We start from the raw sequence: 21628 nt of genomic DNA, 5'->3' as shown, positions 1-21628 counted from the left end.
GTGACCAAATACCAGATACAAATCGGAACGCCCTTCCCGATGGGCGTCGACCATGACGGAAACGGCGCCAACTTCGCCGTCTATTCTGCCAATGCGACCGGCATCGACCTGTGCCTGTTCTCCCCGGACGGCCAGACCGAGGAACAGCGCCTGCCCCTGCCCGAACGGACCGGTTCGATCTGGCACGGGTATGTGCCCGGCCTGCCCCATGGACAGCTTTACGGCTATCGCGCGCACGGCCATTTCGCGCCCGACCGGGGCCACCGGTTCAATGCCAACAAGCTGCTGATCGACCCCTACACGCGCGAATTCCATGGCACCTTCACGAACGCGCCGGAAATCTACGGCTACGACATCGACGCACCCGACCGCGACCTGTCGTTCTCGACCACGGACAGCGCGCCGTTCATGCCCAAATCGGTCGTCTCGCACCCGGACCTGTTCACGCCGACCACGCGCCCACTGGCAGATACCCCGACATCCGAGCTGATCTACGAGGCGCACGTCAAGGGCCTGACAAAGGCGCACCCGCGCGTGGCCGAGGCCCTGCGCGGCACCTATGACGGCCTCGCCTCGGGCGCGATCATCGAGCATCTGCACCGCATCGGCGTCACCACGATCGAGCTTTTGCCCGTGCACGCCTTCCCCGATGACGGGTTCCTCGTGGAAAAGGGACTGCGCAACTACTGGGGCTACAACACCATCGGCTTCTTCGCGCCGGAGCCGCGATATTTCGGGCCCGCGGGGTTCGCCGGGTTCCGGGCCATGGTGCGCAAGTTCCACGACAACGGGATCAAGGTGATCCTCGACGTGGTCTACAACCACACCGCCGAGGGGGATCATTCCGGTCCGACCCTGTCGTTCCGGGGCCTCGACAACGCCGGCTACTATCGCCTGATCGAAGGGCAGCGACGCTACTACGTCAACGACGCGGGCACCGGCAACACCCTGAACATGACGAACCCGCATGTCCTGCGCCTCGTGACCGACAGCCTGCGCTTCTGGGTCACGCAGATGGGGATCGACGGGTTCCGCTTCGACCTTGCCACGACGCTGGGGCGCGAGACCTATGGTTTCGACCGACGCGGCGGGTTCCTCGACGCCCTGCGGCAGGATCCGGTCCTGTCCCGCGTCCGCCTGATCGCGGAACCCTGGGATCTGGGCCCCGGCGGCTATCAGCTGGGCAATTTTCCCTACGAATTTTCGGAATGGAACGACACCTTCCGCGATACCGTGCGCCGCTACTGGAAGGGGGATGAACATTCCACGCAGGAACTCGGCGCCCGCCTTCTGGGATCGGCCGACAAGTTCGACCATTCGGGGCGCCGGTCCTGGGCATCGCTGAACTTCCTGACCAGCCACGACGGCTTCACCCTCGCGGACCTGAACGCCTACGACGAAAAGCACAACGAGGCGAACCTCGAAGACAACCGCGACGGCCATTCCGGCAACTACTCCGACAATTGCGGGGTCGAGGGGCCGACCGATGACGCGGTCGTTCTGGCCCGCCGCGCACGCCGTGCGCGCAACTTGCTGGCGACACTGTTCTTGTCACAGGGCACGCCGATGCTTCTGGCCGGCGACGAGGTCGGCAATTCGCAGGGCGGCAACAACAACGCCTATTGTCAGGACAGCGAGATCGGCTGGACGGACTGGACGGGTCACGACCCCGGCCTGACCTCCTTCGTCGCGCGCCTGTCCGCGTTCCGCCGCGATCACTCGGTCCTGCGACAATCGCACTTTCTGCATGGCAAACGCCGCGCGGCCGACCGCCTGCCGGATGTGATCTGGACCGATTTCAAGGGACAACCGCTGAATTGGCGCGATCCAGGCCTGTCTCAATTCTGCGTCGTCCTGCGGGCTTCGGCGGAAACCACCCTGCCCGAAGATGACACCGACACCGTCCTGATCGCCTTCAACCGGTCGGGCCGCCACGGCCACGTCAAATTGCCCCCGGCCCCCGACGGCCGCAGGTGGGTCCGCGGGATCGATACCGCGCATCCGACCGCCGCGGCGCGCCCGGAACCCGATCAGGAACTTGCCCCGATACAGGGTGTCTCCGTCATCGCCCTTATACTCGAACCGTAGGATCAGACCCATGACCCAGATCGCGACACAGCCCATCGACGGGCAGAAACCCGGCACCTCCGGCCTGCGCAAGAAAACCCGCGTCTTCATGCAGCCGGGCTACCTCGAGAACTTCGTTCAGGCCATCTTCGACGGGATCGGCGGGGCACGCGGCAAGACCTTCGTCGTGGGCGGCGACGGGCGCTACTTCAACGCCGAGGCGATCCAGGTCATCCTGCGCATGGCCGCCGCCAACGGCGCCGCGCATGTCATCGTCGGTCGCGACGGCCTGCTGTCGACGCCCGCCGCCTCACACCTGATCCGCCTGAACAAGACCGACGGCGGCATCATCCTGTCGGCCAGCCACAACCCCGGCGGCCCGGACGAGGATTTCGGCATCAAGTTCAACACCCCCAACGGCGGCCCGGCGCCCGAGGGGATCACCGACGCCATCTTCGCCCGCACCAAGACCATCGACGCCTATCACATCACCGAGACGCAGGACGTCGATCTTGGCACGATCGGCACACAGGCCATCGGCGACATGAAGATCACCATCGTCGATCCGGTCACGGATTACGAGGCGCTGATGGCCTCGATCTTCGATTTCGACGCGATCCGCGAGATGATCGCGGGCGGCTTCCGCATCCGCTTCGACGCGATGCACGCCATCACCGGCCCCTATGCCCATGCCATCCTCGAAGGCACGCTGGGCGCCCCCGCCGGCACGGTGGTCAACGGCACGCCGTCCCCCACCTTCGGCGGTGGCCACCCCGATCCGAACCCGGTCTGGGCCAAGGATCTGATGGACGTGATGATGGGCGACGACGCCCCCGATTTCGGCGCCGCCTCCGACGGCGACGGCGACCGCAACATGATCGTGGGCCGCGGCGCCTATGTCTCCCCCTCCGACAGCCTCGCGGTGCTGGCCGCCAACGCCCAGCATATCCCCGCCTACAAGGGTGGCCTCGCCGGTGTCGCCCGCTCCATGCCCACCTCCGGCGCCGCCGACCGCGTGGCGGAAAAGCTGGGGTTGGGCATCTACGAGACGCCGACGGGCTGGAAGTTCTTCGGCAACCTGCTGGACGCGGGCCGCGTCACCATCTGCGGCGAGGAATCGGCAGGCACCGGGTCCGATCACGTGCGCGAAAAGGACGGCCTCTGGGCGGTGCTCTTCTGGCTGAACCTGCTGGCGGCGCGCAAGATGTCGGTGGCAGAGGTCATGGCCGACCACTGGGCCACATACGGGCGCAACTACTACACCCGCCTCGATTACGAAGCCGTCCCGACGGAGCCCGCCATGGCCCTGATCGACGACGTCCGCGCCCGCCTCGCCACCCTGCCCGGCCAGACCTTCGCGGGACTGACGGTGACGAAGGCGGACGAGTTCAGCTACGACGACCCGGTCGACGGCTCCGTCAGCCACAATCAGGGTCTGCGCATCTGGTACGAAGGCGGCGCCCGCGCCGTTCTGCGCACCTCCGGCACCGGCACGGAGGGGGCGACGATCCGCTGCTACCTCGAGGCGTTCAGCGACACCGTGCTGGACGACATGCACCAGCTCGACGCCGTCCGCGCCGCCACGATGGATCTTGCCGCCTTCCAGCAGCACATCGGCCGCACCGCGCCCGATGTGACCACCTGAGCCACAACCGCCCCGGCCTAGCCCGCCGGGGCGCTACCCCCGCCCGCGATAGGGCGGCACCCCCTGATCGGGGATCCAGACGCCCTCGGGTGCAGGCCCCGTCTGCCAGAACACGTCGATCGGGATGCCCCCGCGCGGGTACCAATAGCCGCCGATGCGCAGCCATGCGGGCGCCAGCAGGTCGACGATCCGCCGCCCCACGGTCAGCGTGCAATCCTCGTGAAACGACCCGTGGTTGCGGAACGACCCGAGGAACAGCTTCAGCGACTTCGACTCCACCAGCCAGTCACCGGGCACGTAGTCGATCACGAGGTGCGCGAAATCCGGCTGCCCTGTCATCGGGCAGAGCGACGTGAACTCCGGCGCCACGAAGCGCACACAATAGGCGACGTCAGGCTGCGGGTTCGCCACCCGCTCCATCACCGCCGCCTCGGGCGAGGCGGGAAGGTCGGTTTGCCCACCCAGTTGGGTCAACCCGGAATAGATCGTCTCTTCGCTCATTCAAACGCTCCTCATGCCGCGCATCGAAGGGGCGCGCCCCCTTCCTCTGGCCAAAAATACCTCGGGGGGGCCCCGAAGGGGCGGGGGCAGAGCCCCCTGCCCCCTCAATCCACAGCCCCCCCGCCAAAGGCATTGCCACCCGCGTAGTCGCAGGGCGCCTCCTGCATTTCCAGATGCAATCGGTCACCGGTATAGGGATGCGCCCGCGCCAGATCCTCGTCGAACGCGATCCCCAGCCCCGGCGCCTCGGATGGCACGACGAAGCCCCCCTCGACACGTGGCCCGCCGCCCAGCGCGTGGTGGAACGGCGTCTCGATCGCCTCGACCATCAACAGGTTCGGGATCGTGGCCCCCAGCGCGACATTGGCCGCGAACTCCACCGGCCCAGCGTACAGATGCGGCGCCACCTGCGCGCCGAACCCCTGCGCCAGCGCGGCCAGCTTGCGCCCTTCCGATATGCCGCCAAGCCGACCCAAGGCGGGCTGCACGATCTCGGCCCCGCCGAGGCGCAGCAGGATCGCGAATTCCGACAGGGAACACAGGCGCTCGCCCCCCGCAACGGGGATCGGAACGGCATCCGCGACCCGCGCCATGCCGTGCGGATCATCTGGCGGCACGGGTTCTTCGAACCACAGCGGATCGTATCCGGCGATGGCCCGTCCCAGCCGGATCGCCCCCGCCGGGTTGAACTGCCCGTGGGTGCCGAACAGCAGGTCGGCACGGTCGCCCACGGCCTCCCGGATCGCGGCACACATCGCGACCGACAGGCCGATATCGGCGCGCGCCGGCTGATGCCCGCCCCGGATGGTATAGGGCCCCGCCGGGTCGAACTTCACCGCCGTCCAGCCATCGTCGGCGCAGCGCCCCGCAACCGCGCCCTGCATCTCGGGCGATGTCCAGAAGGCGCCCATATCCATGTCCGCGTCCGGGTAGAGATACGTATAGGCCCGCAGCCGGTCCCACATCCGCCCGCCCAGCAGGGCCCAGACGGGCCGGTCCCGCGCCTTGCCGAGGATGTCCCAGCACGCGATCTCCAACCCCGCGAAGGCCCCGAACACCGTCGGGTCTGCCCGCGCCGTGAACCCCGAGGAATAGACACGCCGCGACATCAGCTCGATGTTCTCGGCGCTCTCGCCCTCCATGTGGCGCGCGAAGACATCCGCGATGACGGCGCGCATCGCCTCGGGCCCGACGGCGCTGGCGTAGCATTCACCATAGCCCACGATGCCACAGGCCGTCGTCACCTTGGGGATGATCCAGTATCGTCCGCCCCAACCCGGCGCGGGCGGGGCGACCACGAAGACCTCCAGGTCGGCAAGGCGCAGCGGCGCGGTCATGCCATCACCACGACGTTGCGGCGGCCTTGTCCCGCGCGCGTGGCCGCGATGGCGTCGTTGATCGCCTCCAGCGGATAGGTGCCGGACACCAACTCCTCCAGCTTCAGCCGCCCCTGCGCATGCAGGTCCAGCAGCCATGGAATGTCCCGCCGCAGGACCACGTCCCCCATCCGCGTACCGCGCAGCCCCTGACCGTAGTAGCTGGCCGAGACCGGGTCGAAATGCCCGACCGTGCCCACATGCGGCATCCCGACCAGATAGGCCGTGCCGTGCGGCGCGCACCAGTCCAGCGCCCCGTCGATGACGGACCCGGCGCCGACCGTGACGAAGATATGATCGGCCAACCGGCCAAGGGCCAGCATCGCCTGACGCCCGTCCGCCCCGGCCAGCACCCCGTCGGTGGCGCCGAAGTCCCGCGCGGCGTCCAGCTTGTCCTGGCTGATGTCGACGGCGACGATCCGCGCCGCGCCTGCCAGCCGCGCGCCCTGCACCGCGTTGAGGCCCACGCCCCCCGCGCCGATCACGACGCACCAGTCGCCCGGCCGCACCTGCGCGGTATTGACCGCGGCCCCCAATCCCGTGACCACGCCACACGACAGGATGCAGGCCGCCTCGGGCGCGATATCCTCGGGGATGGTGACGACCTGACTGGCGTCCACCGTCACCGCCTCGGCAAAGGCGCCACAGTTCATCGCCGCAACCACGCCCGCGCCGGACGCATCCGTCAACGGCGTGATCGCACCCGGATCGCCGCATTGCGTGGGCCGCCCGCCCGAACAGGCGGGGCAGGTTCCGCAGGCCCGGATCAGGGTGACCAGAACCCGCGCGCCAACCGGCATGTTCGCGACCCCGTCACCAACAGCAGATACGCGCCCCACCGCCTCGTGCCCGTAGACGGCAGGCAGATCGCCGCCCCAGCCGCCGTCGGCAAAGGTGATGTCGGAATGACAGATCGCCACGGCCTCGATATCGACCTGCACTGCCCCCGGACCGGGCGGTGCGAGGGTCAGCGTCTCGATCTGCAGGGCGGCGCCGAACTCCCGACACACGGCCGCACGGATGTCTCTCATGATTGTCTCCGGTCCTGATTTCAGCCACCCTGCCGCAGGGATCGTGGGACGTCATCCCCGAACCGTCACGAACCTGTGCCTTGAGCGACCTGCCGTCAGTCGCCCCGCCCTTGCCCCAGGCGCAGCGGCGGTCCACAACCGCCATCGGAGGGGCTCCGTGCAGGCAGGCCCGTGGACGACAGGACGCGCGTGGTTGCGGCCCCGTCAGCGCATGAAGGCGTCACGCCGCCCGGGACACAGAACGATACAGGATTGCCGACATGACCGACATCATCGCCCCGGATGGCATCCGTATCCACGCCCTCGACGAAGGCCCCCGCGATGGCCCGGTGCTTGCCTTCGCCAACTCGCTCGGCACGGATCTGCGGCTTTGGGACGGGATCCTGCCGCTCCTGACGCCCGGCTATCGCATCATCCGTTTCGACAAACGGGGCCACGGCCGGTCGGATGTGCCCGATCCGCCATATGGCATGGGCGCCCTTGTGTCGGATGCCGAGGCCGTGCTGGACCATTTCGGGGTGGCCGACTGCACGTTCATAGGCCTCAGCATCGGGGGCCTAATCGCGCAGGGGCTTGCCGTGAAACGCCCCGATCTGATCACGGCAATGGTCCTGTCGAACACCGCCGCCAAGATCGGCACGCCCGCCTTCTGGACCGACCGGATCGACCGCGTCCAGACCGACGGGATGGAGGCAATTGCCGACGGCATCATGGATCGGTGGTTCGGGCGCGATTTTCGCGCCGGTCCGGGCCTTGCCACATGGCGCGCGCGGTTCGTGGCGACATCGCCCAAGGGCTATGCCGGGTGCTGCGCCGCGATCCGGGGCACGGATTTCTATACCCCGACCAGCGGCCTGCGCCTGCCGACATTGGCCATCGCCGGGTCCGAGGACGGGTCCACCCCGCCCGACCTGATCCGGGAAACGGCGGACCTGATCCCGAAATCGGAATTCCGCCTGATACGCCGGTCCGGCCATCTTCCGTGCGTCGAGACCCCCACGGAATTCGCCGCGCTGCTGACCGCTTTCCTGACACGTCTGGACCGCAAACCATGACCATCGCCCCGCAAGACAGCCCCCTGCTGCGCGACCTCTTCGCAGACCCCGAGATCGCCCGGCTGTTCACCGATACGGCAGCCGTCCGCGCGATGCTGATCGTCGAGGGCACCCTTGCGCGCGTGCAGGGCAGCGCAGGCCTGATCCCCGAGACGGCCGCCGCCTACCTGCACCGCGCCGCGATGGAGATACAGATCGATCCCGCGGGCCTTGCATCGGAAACCGCGCGGAACGGCGTCTGCGTGCCTGCCCTGCTGGCGGCCTTTCGCAAGCAGGCGCAGGCCCCCGAACATACGCAGTTCCTGCACTGGGGCGCGACGTCGCAGGATATCATCGACACCGGGCTTGCCCTGCGCTTGCGGCAGGTCCTGACCCTGCTGGGCGACCGGCTGGATCGCCTTTTGACCCTGTTGGCCGATCTGGCCGACACCCACGCCGAGACCCCCATGATCGCCCGCACCTATGGACAGCCTGCGACGGTCACGACGTTCGGCGCCGTGGTGGCCACATGGGGCACGGGCCTGCTGGCACTGCGCGACGAGCTGCCGGGCGTTCGCGACGCGGTCCTGATCGTGACGCTGCATGGGGCGGCGGGGACCCTGTCAGTACTGGGCGAACAGGGGCCCGCCATTCGTGCCGACCTTGCCCGGGCCCTTGGCCTTGGCGATCCCGTCGGCGTGCCGCATGCGGACCGGGCGCATATCCTTGGCCTTGCAGGGTGGGCGAACCGCGTGCTTCAGGCCTGTGCGAAATGCGCGACCGACCTGTTGCTGTTGACGCGGGAGGGGGAGGTCACGCTGTCGGGGGGCGGATCCTCCTCGACCATGCCGCAAAAGGCCAATCCGGTGGCGCCTTCCGTGGTCTGTGCGCTGGCCGCCCATGGTGCGGGGCACGCCGCCGCCCTGTCGATGCGTCCCGCGTGGGATCAACGGGACGGCGCGGCATGGTTCACCGAATGGCTGTCCCTGCCCCCGCTGATGGCGGCGACGGGAAAAGCGTTGGAGGTTCTGGGCCAGATGGATGTCGGCTATGGCACCCCCACGCACCCGGCGGGCACGGCGCCCTCTGACCTGATCCATGCCGAGGCGCTGACCTTTGCACTGGCGCGCGACATGTCCCGCCCCGATGCGCAGGCCCGGGTCAAGGCGTGGGCCACCGAGGCCAGGGCGACGGGCGGCTCTCTGCTTGCGCTGGCCGGGGTCGATCCGGCCGATTACGCGCCCGAACGCCAATGGGGCGAGGCGCCCCTGCATGCCCGCAGGTTCGTCGCCGCCGTGCGCGGATGACGGACACGTCACCACCCACGCGCGACACCCGTCTGCCCATCGTCTTCATCATGCTGACCGTGATGATCGAAGCGGTCGGCATCGGCCTGATCCTGCCCGTCATGCCGGCCCTGCTGGAAGAGGTGCAGGGCGTCGGCCTGTCGCAGGCGGCGCTGTGGGGGGGGCTTCTGGCGTCGATCTATGCGCTGATGCAGTTCCTGTTCTCGCCCACGATCGGCAACCTGTCGGACCGGTTCGGACGGCGACCGGTGCTTTTGCTGTCAATGGCGGTGATCTTCCTCGACTATATCCTGATGGCCTTTGCGCATACCTTCTGGCTGCTGCTGCTGGGACGGATCATCGCGGGTATCGCGGCGGCCACCATGTCGACGGCGACCGCCTTCATGGCCGATATCTCCAGCCCCGAGAAGAAGGCCCAGAACTTCGGCCTCGTGTCGGCGGGCTTCGGATTGGGCTTCGTGCTGGGGCCGGCGATCGGTGGTCTGATGGCGGAATGGGGGCCGCGCGCGCCGTTCTGGGCGGCCGCTGCGATCTCCGGCGCCAATCTGGTGCTCGGGCTAGCCGTCCTGCCTGAGACCCTGCGCCGCAAGCGTCCGTTCGAATGGCGGCGGGCGAACCCCTTGGGCGGGCTGATCGCCATTCGCGCCCTGCCCGGCGTCGGCGCCCTGCTGGCCGTCTGGTTCTTCTACCAGGTCGCGAACTGGGTCTATCCGGCGATCTGGGCCTATTTCACCCAGAGCGCGTTCGGCTGGGATGCCCGCATGGTCGGCATGTCACTGGCGGTCTATGGCATCTCGATGGTGGTGGTTCAGGGCGGGTTGATCCGCTGGGTCATCCCCCGGCTGGGCGAACGCCGCACGCTGGCGTGGTTCCTGCCCTACAATGCCGCGATCCTGCTGGGTGTCGCCTTCGTGGAACACGGCTGGCTGATGCTGGCGTTGACGCCGTTCTCGGCTGTGGGGGCCTTGGTCGCCCCCGCCATTCAAGGCGTGATCAGCCGGGCCGCGTCCGACGATCAGCAGGGCGAACTTCAGGGCGTTCTTGCCTCCATCACGGCGGTGGCGGCCATCGCCTCACCACTTTTGATGACGCGGGTGTTCAACCTTGCGACATCGGGCGAGACGCAGTTCCCCGGCGCGCCCTTCCTCGTGGCCTGCGCCCTGATGGTGGTGTCCTGGGCCCTGTTCCGTCGCGCGTCCTAGGACGGCGACAACGCCCGCAGAAAGACATCGCGGTCGACATTGCCGCCTGTCGCGATCACCGCCACATCGCCCGTGTGATGGAACAACCCGGCCGCAAGCGCGACCGCGCCGCCGGGTTCCAGAACGATGCGAAGATGGTCCCACGCGATTGCCATGGCGCGCAGGGCCTCCTCGTCCGTGACGACCATTCCCGGCCCGGCAAGGCGTTGCAGCACGGGAAACGTCAACTCGCCCGGAGTGGGCGTCAGGATGGCATCACAGAGGGATCCGACCTTGGCCGCGTTTTCCTGTCGCGTGCCCGACCGAAGGGACCGGGCCATGTCGTCGAAGCCCTCGGGCTCGACCGTGCGGACGGTTGCACGCCCCTCAAGCGCAAGCGCCACACCCGCGGCCAGCCCGCCACCGCCGCAACAGACCAGAACCTCGGACACCTCTTCCGGGAGGTCCTGCGCGATCTCCAACCCGCAGGTGCCCTGTCCCGCGATGACACGCGCGTCGTCATAGGGGCTGATCAGTTCGAGGCCGCGTTCCCCGACGAGGGCCGCACCGATCGCGAAGCGGTCTTCGGTCGCGCGATCATAGAGGATCACCTCGGCGCCATAGCCGCGCGTGTTGTCGATCTTCACCTGCGGCGCGTCGGTCGGCATGATGATCACCGACTTGCGCCCCGCCATCCGGGCCGCCAGCGCCACGCCCTGTGCATGGTTTCCCGACGAATAGGTGACGACGTCGCCACCCGCCTGCGCCACGGCATTCAGGCCGCCGCGGAACTTGAAGCTGCCGGTTTTCTGCAGGCATTCGGCCTTGACCCAGATCCGCCGTCCCATCGCCGCATCCAGAGAAGGCGCGTTCAGCAACGGCGTGCGGACCGCATGGCCGCGAAGACGGTCGGCGGCGGCGTCGATATCGGCGCGGGTGATCGGGTCCGTCACAACAGCATCGTCCATTCGTTCAACGCCTCCAGCGCTTCGGCTTCGTCCAGAAACGGGACATGCCCCCGGTCGGGCACCTGCGCGACAATCATGTCAGGCCGACGGCGCGCCATTTGGGTCAGCGTCGCCTCGGTCAGCAGGTTCGAATTGACGCCGCGAATACACGCCAGCGGCAGGCCGGCCATCGCATCGAACAGCGGCCACAGGTCAGGCACAGGCTGCGCCCCGGCCTCCAGCACCGCATCGCGCAGCTTGACATCATACGTCAGGGCCAGCCCGTCGCCCGTATCGCGGTAGTGCTTTTCCGCCTCCTGCCGCCAACGGTCGGCCGGGACATTGGCAAAACCGTCGATCAGGGCGGCGCGCATCAGGGCGGCTTCCTCCAATGTCCGGGCCTCGGGCGGTTGACCGATGTAGTCGGCAATCACCTCCAGCCCTTCGGGCGCCAGTTCGGGCCCGATGTCGACCAGGGCCACGCCGGCCAGCCGTGCCTTGGCCATAAGGGCCAGTGACATCGCGATCAGCCCCCCCCGCGACGTCCCGAGGATCGCGACACGGTCCAGTTCCATATGCGCCAGCAGTTCCAGCACATCCCGCGCTTCGGTCGGGATGGTATAGGTCCGCCAGTCCGGCGCGCGCTGCGACTTGCCGCGCCCGCGGTAGTCCAGCCGGATCACGCGATGTTCGCCCAGCAGGTAGGGCAGCACGTAGTCGAAGTCGGTGGAATTGCGCGTCAGGCCGGACAGGCACAGGATCGGCGGCGTATCGGGGTCGCCTTCGCCCTGATCCTCGTACCACAGGCGCAGATTGTCGGACGTCTTGAACTCGGGCATCTCAGATCGCCTTCACCAGCGCCGGAATACCCGTCAGGTCGTCCAGTACGTGGTCGGGCATCTGCCCCAGCCGGTCCACCGGCTGTCCGGTCCGGTTGACCCAGGCCACCCGAAACCCATAGCCCTTGGCCGCCGCCGCATCCCAGCCGTTGGACGATACGAACAGGACATTGCCCGCCTCGCACCCGAAGGCCCGGCCAACCATGTCGTAGACCTTGGAGGACGGCTTGTAGATGCCGACGCTTTCGACCGAGAGCACATGATCCAACAGGCGCCCCACGCCGGCGGAGGTCACGGCACCCTGCAGCATTTCGGGCGTGCCGTTGGACAGGATCCCGGTGCCAAGGTGCATGTCCTTCAGCGCACCCAGCATGTCCGGCACCTCGGGATAGGCAGACAGATCCCAGTAGAGTTGCAGCAACCGATCGCGCAGCTTCGGATCGGTCAGGCCGTTCGCCTCCAACGCCCAATCGAGCCCGTCCGCGGTGACCTTCCAGAAATCGACATGGTCCCCGGTCACGGCCCGCAGCCAAGTATATTGCAGCTGCTTGTCGCGCCAGTCGCGGGCCACGGCGGCCCATGTATCGGCCAGTGCCTCGAACCCGTCTTCGGACGCGGCCTCGCGCGCGGCGGCGGTCACGTCGAACAATGTGCCGTAGGCGTCGAAAATGCAGGTGTCGATGGCCATGGGCGCCCCTCTGATTGCGTGGCGCGACCGTGGCACGGGGATGCGCAACCGTCCAGCCTGTCGGCCCGACGTCAAGCCATACAGGGTTGCGGGATCAGTCGAGGCTGCGCAGCACCAGCTCGCATTCGAGGGCGGTCAGGATCGTGCGTTCCCGGCTCCAGCTGCCATCGAATGTCATTGCTTCGTCGAGGCTGCGATGCTGCGCAGCGACGGCCTCATCCGAAAGCCCGCCGAGGTAGATCGCCATCCATGCCTCGACATCGACCGCATCGCCGCCACCGGAGGCCACCCGTGCCGCCTCGCGCGCCTGCAGCCCCGAAAGGCCACCACGGCACATCCGGCCTTCGAACGACGAGCGCACGACATGGCCGCGCAGCCCTTCGGCTGTCGAGACACTCGCCGTCTCGATACCCGTCACGAGGGTGGACATCACGCTGATCCCGGTGCCCACCAGAACAGCGGTCAGCACGACCCAATCAATCGTGATTGTGCCAGCCTCGTCGGTCAGGAATGTCTTCAGCGAAGGGACCATCACACCTGTTGTGCCCGTGTTGCAGTTAACCTTGATATGTACACCAACGCGCGGGTGTTTCTCAGGCTTCCTGCTGCAGCAAAAACAGTGATTTGTGCGCAGTTCTTTCGATTCCGCGATCGTTCAGGCGGGATGCGGCCGATTGTTTCGAAAGATCGGCGGAATCGTGCAGGCCCGTGCCTAGAGATTGTCGGGATGTGGCATCCCCATCACGTGATATCCCCCGTCGACGTGAATGATCTCACCGGTGGTGGATGCCCCGGCGTTCGAACACAGGTACAGCGCCGTGCCGCCCACCGCGTCCAGCGTCGCATTGGACCGCAGGGGGGCATTGGCCTCGGCGTGGCGGAACGTCTTGCGGGCCCCACCGATGGCCGCACCGGCCAGCGTCTTCATCGGTCCGGGGCTGATGGCGTTGACGCGGATGCCCTCCGGCCCCAGATCGGAGGCAAGGTACCGTACAGCCGATTCCAGCGCCGCCTTGGCCACGCCCATGACGTTGTAGAACGGCATGACACGCTGCGACCCGTCGAAGGTCAGCGTGATGATCGTGCCGCCATCGGTCATCAGCGGTCGCGCGCGGCGGGCCACTTCGATCAGGGAATAGCACGAGATATCGAGCGTCTGCTTGAAGTTCGTGCGGCTGGTGTCGACGATCCGACCGGTCAGCTCCGACTTGTCGGAAAAGGCGATGGCGTGGATCACGAAGTCCAGCTTGCCGCCCTTTTCCAACTCGGAAAAGGCCGCGTCCAGCGACGCATCGTCGGTCACATCCACATCCAGCAGGGTGGTGGACCCGACTTGTTCCGCCAAGGGGGCGACCCGCTTGCCGAACGCCTCCCCCTGGTAGGTGAACGCCAGATCGGCGCCCGCCTCGGACAGGGCCTTGGCGATCCCCCACGCGAGCGACCGCTCGTTCGCGACACCCATGACCAGACCGCGCTTGCCGTGCATGTCCATGGCTCAGCCCCGATGCTTGGAGATGATGACGGTGCCGTTCGTGCCGCCGAACCCGAAGGAGTTGGACAGGACCGAGTCGATCTCCACCCCGTCCTTCAGCTCCGTGTTGATCTCGGACGGGGCAAGGGCCGGGTCCAGTTCGGTGACGTTGATCGAGGGTGCGATGAACCCCTTGTTCATCATGATCATCGAATAGATCGCTTCCTGCACGCCCGTCGCGCCGAGGGAGTGTCCGGTCATCGATTTGGTGGATCCGATGGCCGGTGTGTTCCCCTCGCCCCAGATGTTGCGGCAGGCGACGACCTCCTTGATGTCCCCCACGGGGGTCGAGGTGCCATGCGCGTTGACGTAGTCGACTTTCCGGTCCTCCGGCAGGGTCGACAGGGCCAGGCGCATCGCGCGCTCCCCGCCCTCGCCCGAGGGCGCGACCATGTCGGCGCCGTCGGACGTGGCGCCATAGCCGGTGACCTCGCCATAGATCGTGGCGCCGCGCGCGATCGCGCGCTCGCGCTCTTCCAGCACGACGACACCCGCGCCGCCGGCGATGACGAAGCCGTCGCGCGTCGCGTCATAGGGGCGCGAGGCCGTCTCGGGCGTGTCGTTGTACTTGGACGACATCGCGCCCATCGCGTCGAACAGGCACGACAGGGTCCAGTCGACCTCCTCTCCGCCGCCGGCAAAGACGATGTCCTGCTTGCCGAACTGGATCTGCTCCACCCCGTTGCCCATGCAGTGCAGCGACGTGGTGCAGGCGGATGTGATCGAATAGTTGACACCCTTGATGCCGAATGGCGTCGCAAGGCAGGCGGAGTTCGTGGACGACATGCAGCGCGTCACCATGAAGGGGCCCATGCGCTTGGGGCTGCCCTTGCTGATCACCGTGTCGAAGGCGGTGAAGAAGTTGGAGGTCGATGGCCCACCGGACCCCATCACGAGGCCCGTGCGCTCGTTCGACACTTCGTCCTTTTCCAGACCGGCATCCGCGATCGCCCGCTCCATCGCGATGAAGTTATAGGCGGCGCCCGGCCCCATGAAGCGCAGGTTGCGCTTGTCGATATGCTCGGTCACGTCGATGTCGGGCATGCCATGGACCTGGCTGCGGAACCCGTGTTCGGCGTATTTCTCGGCAAAGGTGATCCCGGATTTGCCGGCGCGCAAGGAAACTTCGACCTCCTCCGGGGTGTTCCCGATGGGAGAGACGATCCCGATTCCGGTAACGACGACACGACGCATGGGTTTCTCCTCCGGCTGCAAGTCCGCGATGGTGTAGGGGTTGGGGCGCGGCGGGGCAAGACGCAGGCGCCCGAAAGGCCGCGTCGGAACCGGCGAAGTCGGCATCGTGTTCGCCCGACCGCATGTGCGGCGCGCGGACGTTGCCGCCGGTTGGATGCCACCACCATGCCGCGAGGATGGAGGACCACCTGAATGCCGCCCCCACGAGGTTAGAAAGATCCCGCCGCTTCCCGACAAGAATTGACGGGTTGCGCCGCGATCAGCTTTCGCTGAGCGCGACCTTCATATCCTTGACCTGATAGATCACTTCGCCGTCCGCCTCGACGATGCCGTCCGCGACGCCCATCGTCAGGCGACGGGTCTGCAGCGCCTTGGTGAAATCGATCTTGTAGGTCAGCATCTTGCGGTCGGGGCGCACCATGCCCGTCAGCTTCACCTCGCCCACGCCCAGGGCATAGCCGCGCCCCTGCCAGCCGCGCCAACCGAGGTTGAAGCCCGTCAGCTGCCACAGCCCGTCGAGACCGAGGCACCCCGGCATGATCGGGTTGCCCGGAAAATGGCAGTCGAAAAACCACAGGTCCGGCGTGATGTCGAACTCGGCAAGAACATGTCCCTTGCCATGTGCGCCACCATCCGCCGAAATCTCGGTGATGCGGTCCATCATCAGCATGGGCGGTTCGGGCAGTTGCGCGTTGCCGGGGCCGAACAATTCCCCCCGCGCGCATTTCAGCAGGTCGTCTCGGTCGAAGCTGGTCGGAAATTGGCCCATGGATCCCTCGGTCGATTGGTTTCGCCCGGTCTACTGTTCGCGCAGGGCGGCATGCAACCCTGCACTGGCGCCGGCCGCTTGCGGCGCAGGACGGGGGGGCCGGTCATCGGCCATGGCGAAATCGATTGAAAACCCGTGCTTGACCGCCCTATATCTCTGTCCATGGATAAGATTCCCGATACGGCCCGTACGCGCGGGGAAGCCTGGCTTGCACGGGCATCCGTGCGCCCGACCCGCCAGCGCGTCGCCCTTGCCGCCCTTCTGGTCGGGGACGGAAACGATCGACACGTCACGGCCGAATGGTTGCACGATGCCGTGCGGCAGACCGGGGACAAGGTCTCGCTCGCCACGGTGTACAACACCTTGCGTGCCTTCACCGAAGCCGGCCTCGTGCAGGAAATCACGGTCGATGGCACCGGTTCCTATTTCGACACCCGGCTGGACGATCACCCCCATTTCTATTGGGAAAACGAAGCGCGGCTGACCGACGCCGGCTCTCACGCGCTTGAAATCATCGACCTGCCCGACGCCCCCGAGGGGATGGAGATTGCCAAGGTCGACGTCGTGATCCGGTTGCGTCACAAGTCCTGATCCTTGCCTTGCCTTGCATTGCGGGCGGGTCATGTCCCGTCCTGCGCGCACTGCCCTGTCGGAGACATCATGCCCCAGTTTGCCAGCTACCCGAGCCTGAAGGACAAGACCGTCTTCATGACGGGCGGCGCGTCCGGGATCGGCGCCGAGATCGTCGCCGCCTTCGCGGATCAGGGGGCACGCGTCGGTTTCCTAGATATCGACGCGGCGGGGGGTGCGGCCATGCAGGACCGCTTCGCAGGCGTCGCCCATGTCGCCTGCGACCTGCGCGATATCGACGCGCTCAGGGACGGGATCGCAACGCTGAGGGACCGTGTCGGCCCTGCCGATATCCTCGTGAACAACGCGGCGCGCGATGACCGCCACGATTGGCGCAAGGTCTCGGCCGGATATTGGGACGAACGGCAGGCGGTGAACCTGCGGCACATGTTCTTTGCGATTCAGACCGTGGCCCCCGACATGATCGCGAAGGGCGGTGGATCGATCATCAACATGGGATCGAACAGCTGGTGGGAAGCGGGCGGCGGCTTCCCCGCCTATGCGACGGCCAAGGCCGCCGTGCACGGGTTGACCCGCACCATGGCCCGCGATCTTGGTCGCGACCGGATCCGGGTCAACACGGTGGTGCCGGGCTGGATCATGACCGACCGGCAGAAGGATCTCTGGGCCACACCCGAAGACCTCGAAAAGCACCGGGCCCGGCAATGCCTGCCCGATCTGATCGATCCGGTGCACGTGGCCCGCATGGTCCTGTTCCTCGCGTCCGATGACGCGATGATGTGCACCGCGAACAACTACATGGTCGAAGCCGGCTCCATCTGAGCGACGTCGCACCTGACCGCGGCTCGGTGCCGCGGACATCCTGGGGAGGAACGCATGGAAAAGATCGGTTTTGTCGGGGTCGGCCTGATGGGTCACGGGATGGCTGCCAACCTGCTGGCGGCGGGTCATCCCCTCACCGTCGTCGCCCACCGGAATCGCGGGCCTGTCGACGACCTCGTCTCCAGAGGTGCGGTCGAGGCCGCAGACCTCGCCGCCCTGGCACGCGCCTCGGACATCGTGCATATCTGCGCCCCCGGCTCGCCGCAGGTCGAAGCCATCGTCGAGGTTCTGGCCGCTGAAATGCTCAAGGGCGGCATCGTGGTCGACTGCTCCACCTCCAACCCCGTGTCGACCGAGGCACTGGCCGCCAGACTGGCCGAGCGGGGCATCGATTGGGTCGACGCGCCCCTTGGCGGCACCCCCGTGCAGGCCGAGGCAGGCGAACTGGCCGCGATGGTCGGCGCCACGCCCGAGGTCTTTGCCCGCATCGAACCCGTGCTGCGCACATGGGCCGGCACGATTGCCCATGTCGGCGGCCCCGCGGCGGGCCACAAGATGAAGCTTTTGAACAACTTCCTCGCGATGGGGTATGGCGCCCTCTATTCCGAGGCGCTGGCCTTGGCCGAAAAGGCCGGGCTGGGCACCGACACCTTCGACAGCGTCATCCGGGGCAGCCGCATGGATTGCGGTTTCTACCAGACGTTCATGGGCTATGCGGTCGAGGGCAACCGGGAGGCGCACAAGTTCACGTTGACGAATGCCCTCAAGGACATGACCTATCTGTCCGCGATGGCGGGCGGCACCGGCGTCGCCAATCCGATCGGCGCCGCTATCCGCAACTCCTACGCGCTTGCCGTGAACACCGGCGGTGACGGCGCCGAGGATTACGTCCCGCACCTTGTAGACTACATCGCCCGCGCCAACGGGGTCGACCGGGGCTGACCACGCGCGGTTCGCTGAACTCGACGGTTGGTCTGTGCGCGTCGGTCAGGCCAACCCGAGATCTGCGAAAGCGATGTAGGGCACCGGATCGCCGGGCGCGATGTCCATGGCCTCCGGCGCGAGCATCACAAACCCTTCGGCCCACGACAGGCCCGAAACCCGACCGGACCCTTCGGAGGCGAAAACCTCGGCCTGTCCGCCGCGCAACCGGGCGCGCAGCACTTCGGTGCGGCCCGCCTTCTTGCGCTTGGCAAAGGCCGCCGGAACCATGCGGGGTTCCGGATCACTCCAATCCGCCCCGGCCATTTGCAGCAAGGCGGGCCGCGCGAACAACGCCCCGCAGGTAAAGGCTGCCACCGGATTTCCGGGCAGGCCGAACAACGCCCTGCCGTGCCAATCACCCAGCGCGAGGGGCCGCCCCGGCTTGATCGCGATGCGCCAATGGTGGACCTGTCCCTCGCGGCTCAGCAGGCGGGACAGATGATCCTCGTCGCCCGCGCTTGCCCCGCCCGACGTCAGGATCGCATCGACAGGCGCATTGGACAGCGCATCGCGCAGCAGGTCCTCGTCATCCGGCACATGCCCCAGATCGACGGGCGACATTCCCCAGGCCGCCAGCATCGACAGCAACATCGGCCGATTGACGTCGTAGATGCCCGGTCCGACCGCGCCCGGGGCCACGATCTCGTCCCCCGTGGACAGAACGCCGACGCGCAACCTGTCGTGAACCCGCACGGTGCCGTGGCCCGCCGCAATTGCCAGCGCCAGATCGGACGGGCGCAGGCGCCTACCGGCCGGCAGGATGACATCGCCGGCGCGGACATCTTCCCCGGCGGGGCGCGTGTTGGCCCCCGCGTTCGGCACGGCCCGCAGGGTCACGCCCTGCTGCGTCCGGGTCGCGTCCTCCTGCAGGGCGACGGTATCGACGCCGGAGGGCAGGGCCGCACCGGTCAGGATGCGGATAGCATGACCGGGCGGCACGGGCGCCGCCGCATGGGTGCCCGCGGCGGCACGCTCCGCCACGACCGGGACGCACCCATGGGGGATCGTGGCATGCGCGAACCCCCAGCCATCCACGGCCGAATTCGCCGTTGGCGGGTTTGCCCGTATGGCGCTGAGCGGGCCGCAAAGGATACGGCCCGCGGCCTCCCCGACCGGGACGGTCGACGCCCCGACGCGCGGGCCACTTACCCGACGCAGGGTGGCCAAGGCCGCGTCCACGGGCGTCCACGACACCCCGCGCGGCAGGGCATAGCAATCGCCGGCAGGCCGAACGCCGAGGATCCATCCCTCCTCGGCGGCGATGCGTGCGGCATCGGGCTGTTCGCGGGGGGCGGTGAACCAATCGGGCGTCACCTTGCGCAGGGCCTTGGCCGTGGCAATGACCTGCGCCCGGTCCTTGATCGCGTCGCCCTCGGACGACAGGGGCCACATGCTGGGATAGATCTCGGCCAGTGTGATGCGGGCCGTCGGTTCCCGCCATCCCGTCTGCTGGGGCCAGACCTGCATTTCCGCGCCAAAGCGCCGCCGCATGCCCGCAAGGGCCGCCAGACCAACAAGGGATTGCGATCCGACCGCACCGGCATAGGCCAGTTGCCACGGCGACTTGGCGCCGGGCACCGCCTGTTCGACGGTCCGGTGGTCCGACAGGCCATGATCCCGGCGCACGCGGGCGGTCGGCGGAAGGTCGGGCAGGTCAAGCTGTGCCGGGCGCCCCCAGAAGGGGCCGATCCCCGGGAACATGCGGTTGATGACCTGTGCCACGTCGAACCGGTTGTTGGCGTTGTCCGGTCCGTCCGTGATGTGGCGTGCCAACCATTCCCACACGGCCAGCCCGTCCGTCTGCCCCGTCAGGGCCTGTGCGAACCCCTGCGGATACCCAAAGGCGATATCGACCCCCAGAAGGGTGCGATACCCGCGCGCCAGCCACCCATTGATCCAGTCCAGTGCCGCCATCCGTGTCGGAAAATAGGCAACCGTCTGATCCCCCCCGAGGTCCGCGCAGACCCAGATTGCATCCTTGCGCGGGGCCTGCCCCGTCGGCGAACCGGCGGCGGACCAATCGGCCACGAGGATCAGGTCGAACATGCGAACTCCGCAATGTCGGCAATTGCATCGAGGTCGAAACGCGGCTGGCCCACCGCCTGCGGCACGTCGCTTGCCAAGGCCGCGATGGTCGGGTCGGACAGGCACAGCGGCGGTGCGCCGCAGGCCTGTCGCCACGCCTCGATCCGCAGGTGACTGCCGCTTTTCCAACCCTCGGCGATGACGATATCGCATGGCGCCAGCCGGGCCAGCACCCCCTCCAGGGGTTCCGGCGCCTGCAATTCCTGCATCAGGGTCAGGCGTGCGTCCGATGCAAGCATCACCTGATGCGCGCCCGCCTGACGGTGGCGATGGGTATCGGTGCCCGGAACCTCCAGATCGACATCATGATGCGTGCGCTTGAGAGTCGACACGATCAGGCCCTGCCCCGTCAGGTGGCGCACCAGTCGTTCGGCCAAGGTGGTCTTGCCTGCATTCTTGTGGCCGATGATCCCGATCACCTTCATGCCATGGCCTCGGCCGTGGCCATGTCCTCGGGTGTGTTGACGTTGAAGAACGCGTTCCAGCGATCCGTCGCGAATACCGCCTGCCCCGCATCGTGGCGATCGGTCCAGTCGAGGATCTTGCGTGTTCCGCCCTGCAACGCCGCGCGCAGGTCGTCGCGCAGGGCCACCGGCCAAAGGCCGAAGGTCGGTTGCGGCCAGATGCGCCCCCCCTCGCGCGTGGCGGCGAGCGACAGGCCCGAAGGACCGGCGGCCAGCAAGAGGCGCGGCACGAGGTCGGGCGGCAGGAACGGCGTATCGGCGGCGGCGGTCACGATATGCGGACAGCCCTGTTCAGCGGCCCAATCGAGGCCCGCCAGCACACCCGCCAGCGGCCCCGGATGCCCCGGCAGCGTATCGGGCAGCACCGGCAGGCCCAGATCCGCCCAACGCGCCGCATCCCCGTTCGCATTCAGGGCCAGCAGGTCGACCTGCGGATGCAAGGCGTCGATCACCCGCGCGATCAGCGGTCGCCCTTTCAGGATCAGGCGCCCCTTGTCCCCCCCGCCCATGCGGCGGGCCTGCCCCCCTGCAAGGATGACCCCATGCGGCTGAATCATCGTGCCCCTCCGGAT

Annotated in this window: 21 protein-coding genes; 8 read left to right on the top strand and 13 right to left on the bottom strand. The window is 67.5% G+C overall.

Annotated elements, in window-relative coordinates; genetic code table 11:
• Entirely contained in the window at positions 1 to 2088 is a 2088-nt protein-coding gene (glgX, locus tag V6N07_RS12955; RefSeq protein WP_371156720.1) for a glycogen debranching protein GlgX, read from the top strand.
• 10 nt (positions 2089 to 2098) lie between these two features.
• Positions 2099 to 3712, top strand: coding sequence for an alpha-D-glucose phosphate-specific phosphoglucomutase (locus tag V6N07_RS12950; RefSeq protein ID WP_371156719.1), 1614 nt, complete (start codon positions 2099 to 2101; stop codon positions 3710 to 3712).
• A 33-nt stretch (positions 3713 to 3745) separates the two neighbouring features.
• Here V6N07_RS12950 and queF read toward each other — a convergent pair whose 3' ends face one another.
• The 3 genes from queF to V6N07_RS12935 form a co-directional block, all read right to left on the bottom strand.
• Entirely contained in the window at positions 3746 to 4213 is a 468-nt protein-coding gene (gene queF, locus V6N07_RS12945; RefSeq protein ID WP_371156718.1) for a preQ(1) synthase, read from the bottom strand.
• 104 nt (positions 4214 to 4317) lie between these two features.
• Entirely contained in the window at positions 4318 to 5538 is a 1221-nt protein-coding gene (locus tag V6N07_RS12940; protein WP_371156825.1) for a mandelate racemase/muconate lactonizing enzyme family protein, read from the bottom strand.
• Between the two features lie 8 nt (positions 5539 to 5546).
• Positions 5547 to 6620, bottom strand: a complete 1074-nt coding sequence (locus V6N07_RS12935) for an alcohol dehydrogenase catalytic domain-containing protein (RefSeq protein WP_371156717.1) — start codon at positions 6618 to 6620, stop codon at positions 5547 to 5549.
• Positions 6621 to 6880: 260 nt separating this feature from the next.
• Here V6N07_RS12935 and pcaD point away from each other — a divergent pair, with 260 nt between their 5' ends.
• From pcaD to V6N07_RS12920, 3 genes are read left to right on the top strand one after another with little or no spacing between them, the layout of a single operon-like run.
• Entirely contained in the window at positions 6881 to 7675 is a 795-nt protein-coding gene (gene pcaD, locus V6N07_RS12930) for a 3-oxoadipate enol-lactonase (protein WP_371156716.1), read from the top strand.
• The gene (locus tag V6N07_RS12925; RefSeq protein ID WP_371156715.1) at positions 7672 to 8961 is read left to right on the top strand and encodes a lyase family protein; all 1290 of its coding nucleotides are present in this window, start codon (positions 7672 to 7674) and stop codon (positions 8959 to 8961) included. The genes pcaD and V6N07_RS12925 overlap by 4 nt, the downstream gene beginning before the upstream one ends.
• Complete coding sequence (locus tag V6N07_RS12920; protein ID WP_371156714.1) at positions 8958 to 10163, top strand: TCR/Tet family MFS transporter; 1206 nt, start codon at positions 8958 to 8960, stop codon at positions 10161 to 10163. The genes V6N07_RS12925 and V6N07_RS12920 overlap by 4 nt, the downstream gene beginning before the upstream one ends.
• Here the strand turns inward: V6N07_RS12920 and V6N07_RS12915 are convergent.
• The 7 genes from V6N07_RS12915 to fabA form a co-directional block, all read right to left on the bottom strand.
• Positions 10160 to 11110 (bottom strand): threonine/serine dehydratase, encoded by a 951-nt coding sequence (locus tag V6N07_RS12915; RefSeq protein ID WP_371156713.1) that lies wholly within the window; start codon positions 11108 to 11110, stop codon positions 10160 to 10162. The two genes, V6N07_RS12920 and V6N07_RS12915, sit on opposite strands and share 4 nt — an antisense overlap.
• Entirely contained in the window at positions 11092 to 11928 is an 837-nt protein-coding gene (locus V6N07_RS12910) for an alpha/beta fold hydrolase (protein WP_371156712.1), read from the bottom strand. Before V6N07_RS12910 ends, V6N07_RS12915 begins: the two co-directional genes overlap by 19 nt.
• A 1-nt stretch (position 11929) precedes the next feature.
• A complete protein-coding gene (locus V6N07_RS12905) occupies positions 11930 to 12616 on the bottom strand; it encodes a haloacid dehalogenase type II (RefSeq protein WP_371156711.1) in 687 nt (228 codons plus the stop codon).
• A 94-nt stretch (positions 12617 to 12710) separates the two neighbouring features.
• The gene (locus V6N07_RS12900) at positions 12711 to 13148 is read right to left on the bottom strand and encodes a hypothetical protein (protein WP_371156710.1); all 438 of its coding nucleotides are present in this window, start codon (positions 13146 to 13148) and stop codon (positions 12711 to 12713) included.
• A 180-nt stretch (positions 13149 to 13328) separates the two neighbouring features.
• Positions 13329 to 14108 (bottom strand): enoyl-ACP reductase, encoded by a 780-nt coding sequence (locus V6N07_RS12895; RefSeq protein ID WP_371156709.1) that lies wholly within the window; start codon positions 14106 to 14108, stop codon positions 13329 to 13331.
• Between the two features lie 3 nt (positions 14109 to 14111).
• Positions 14112 to 15341: a beta-ketoacyl-ACP synthase I gene (gene fabB / locus V6N07_RS12890; protein ID WP_371156824.1), complete on the bottom strand. Its 1230-nt coding sequence runs from the start codon at positions 15339 to 15341 to the stop codon at positions 14112 to 14114.
• A gap of 259 nt (positions 15342 to 15600) precedes the next feature.
• Positions 15601 to 16110: a bifunctional 3-hydroxydecanoyl-ACP dehydratase/trans-2-decenoyl-ACP isomerase gene (gene fabA, locus V6N07_RS12885; RefSeq protein ID WP_371156708.1), complete on the bottom strand. Its 510-nt coding sequence runs from the start codon at positions 16108 to 16110 to the stop codon at positions 15601 to 15603.
• A 162-nt stretch (positions 16111 to 16272) separates the two neighbouring features.
• Between fabA and irrA the strand changes: the two genes are divergently transcribed.
• The 3 genes from irrA to V6N07_RS12870 all read left to right on the top strand — a co-directional run bounded on the left by irrA (position 16273) and on the right by V6N07_RS12870 (position 18465).
• A complete protein-coding gene (gene irrA, locus V6N07_RS12880) occupies positions 16273 to 16701 on the top strand; it encodes an iron response transcriptional regulator IrrA (protein WP_371156707.1) in 429 nt (142 codons plus the stop codon).
• 69 nt (positions 16702 to 16770) lie between these two features.
• On the top strand, positions 16771 to 17523 hold the full coding sequence (locus V6N07_RS12875; protein WP_371156706.1) for an SDR family NAD(P)-dependent oxidoreductase: 753 nt from the start codon (positions 16771 to 16773) through the stop codon (positions 17521 to 17523).
• Positions 17524 to 17577: 54 nt separating this feature from the next.
• Positions 17578 to 18465: an NAD(P)-dependent oxidoreductase gene (locus V6N07_RS12870; RefSeq protein ID WP_371156705.1), complete on the top strand. Its 888-nt coding sequence runs from the start codon at positions 17578 to 17580 to the stop codon at positions 18463 to 18465.
• Between the two features lie 45 nt (positions 18466 to 18510).
• Here the strand turns inward: V6N07_RS12870 and V6N07_RS12865 are convergent, their stop codons facing one another.
• From V6N07_RS12865 to mobA, 3 genes are read right to left on the bottom strand one after another with little or no spacing between them, the layout of a single operon-like run.
• Positions 18511 to 20553: a molybdopterin-binding protein gene (locus V6N07_RS12865; RefSeq protein WP_371156704.1), complete on the bottom strand. Its 2043-nt coding sequence runs from the start codon at positions 20551 to 20553 to the stop codon at positions 18511 to 18513.
• Positions 20541 to 21017, bottom strand: coding sequence for a molybdopterin-guanine dinucleotide biosynthesis protein B (gene mobB, locus V6N07_RS12860; RefSeq protein WP_371156703.1), 477 nt, complete (start codon positions 21015 to 21017; stop codon positions 20541 to 20543). The genes V6N07_RS12865 and mobB overlap by 13 nt, the downstream gene beginning before the upstream one ends.
• Complete coding sequence (gene mobA / locus V6N07_RS12855) at positions 21014 to 21613, bottom strand: molybdenum cofactor guanylyltransferase MobA (protein ID WP_371156702.1); 600 nt, start codon at positions 21611 to 21613, stop codon at positions 21014 to 21016. The genes mobB and mobA overlap by 4 nt, the downstream gene beginning before the upstream one ends.
• Positions 21614 to 21628 lie beyond the last annotated feature (15 nt).

The sequence above is a fragment of the Jannaschia sp. 2305UL9-9 genome (genome assembly GCF_041403465.1).
Classification (GTDB): Bacteria; Pseudomonadota; Alphaproteobacteria; order Rhodobacterales; family Rhodobacteraceae; genus Jannaschia.
Note: the sequence above shows the minus strand (reverse complement) of the source record. Positions and strands in the feature narration are given on the sequence as shown.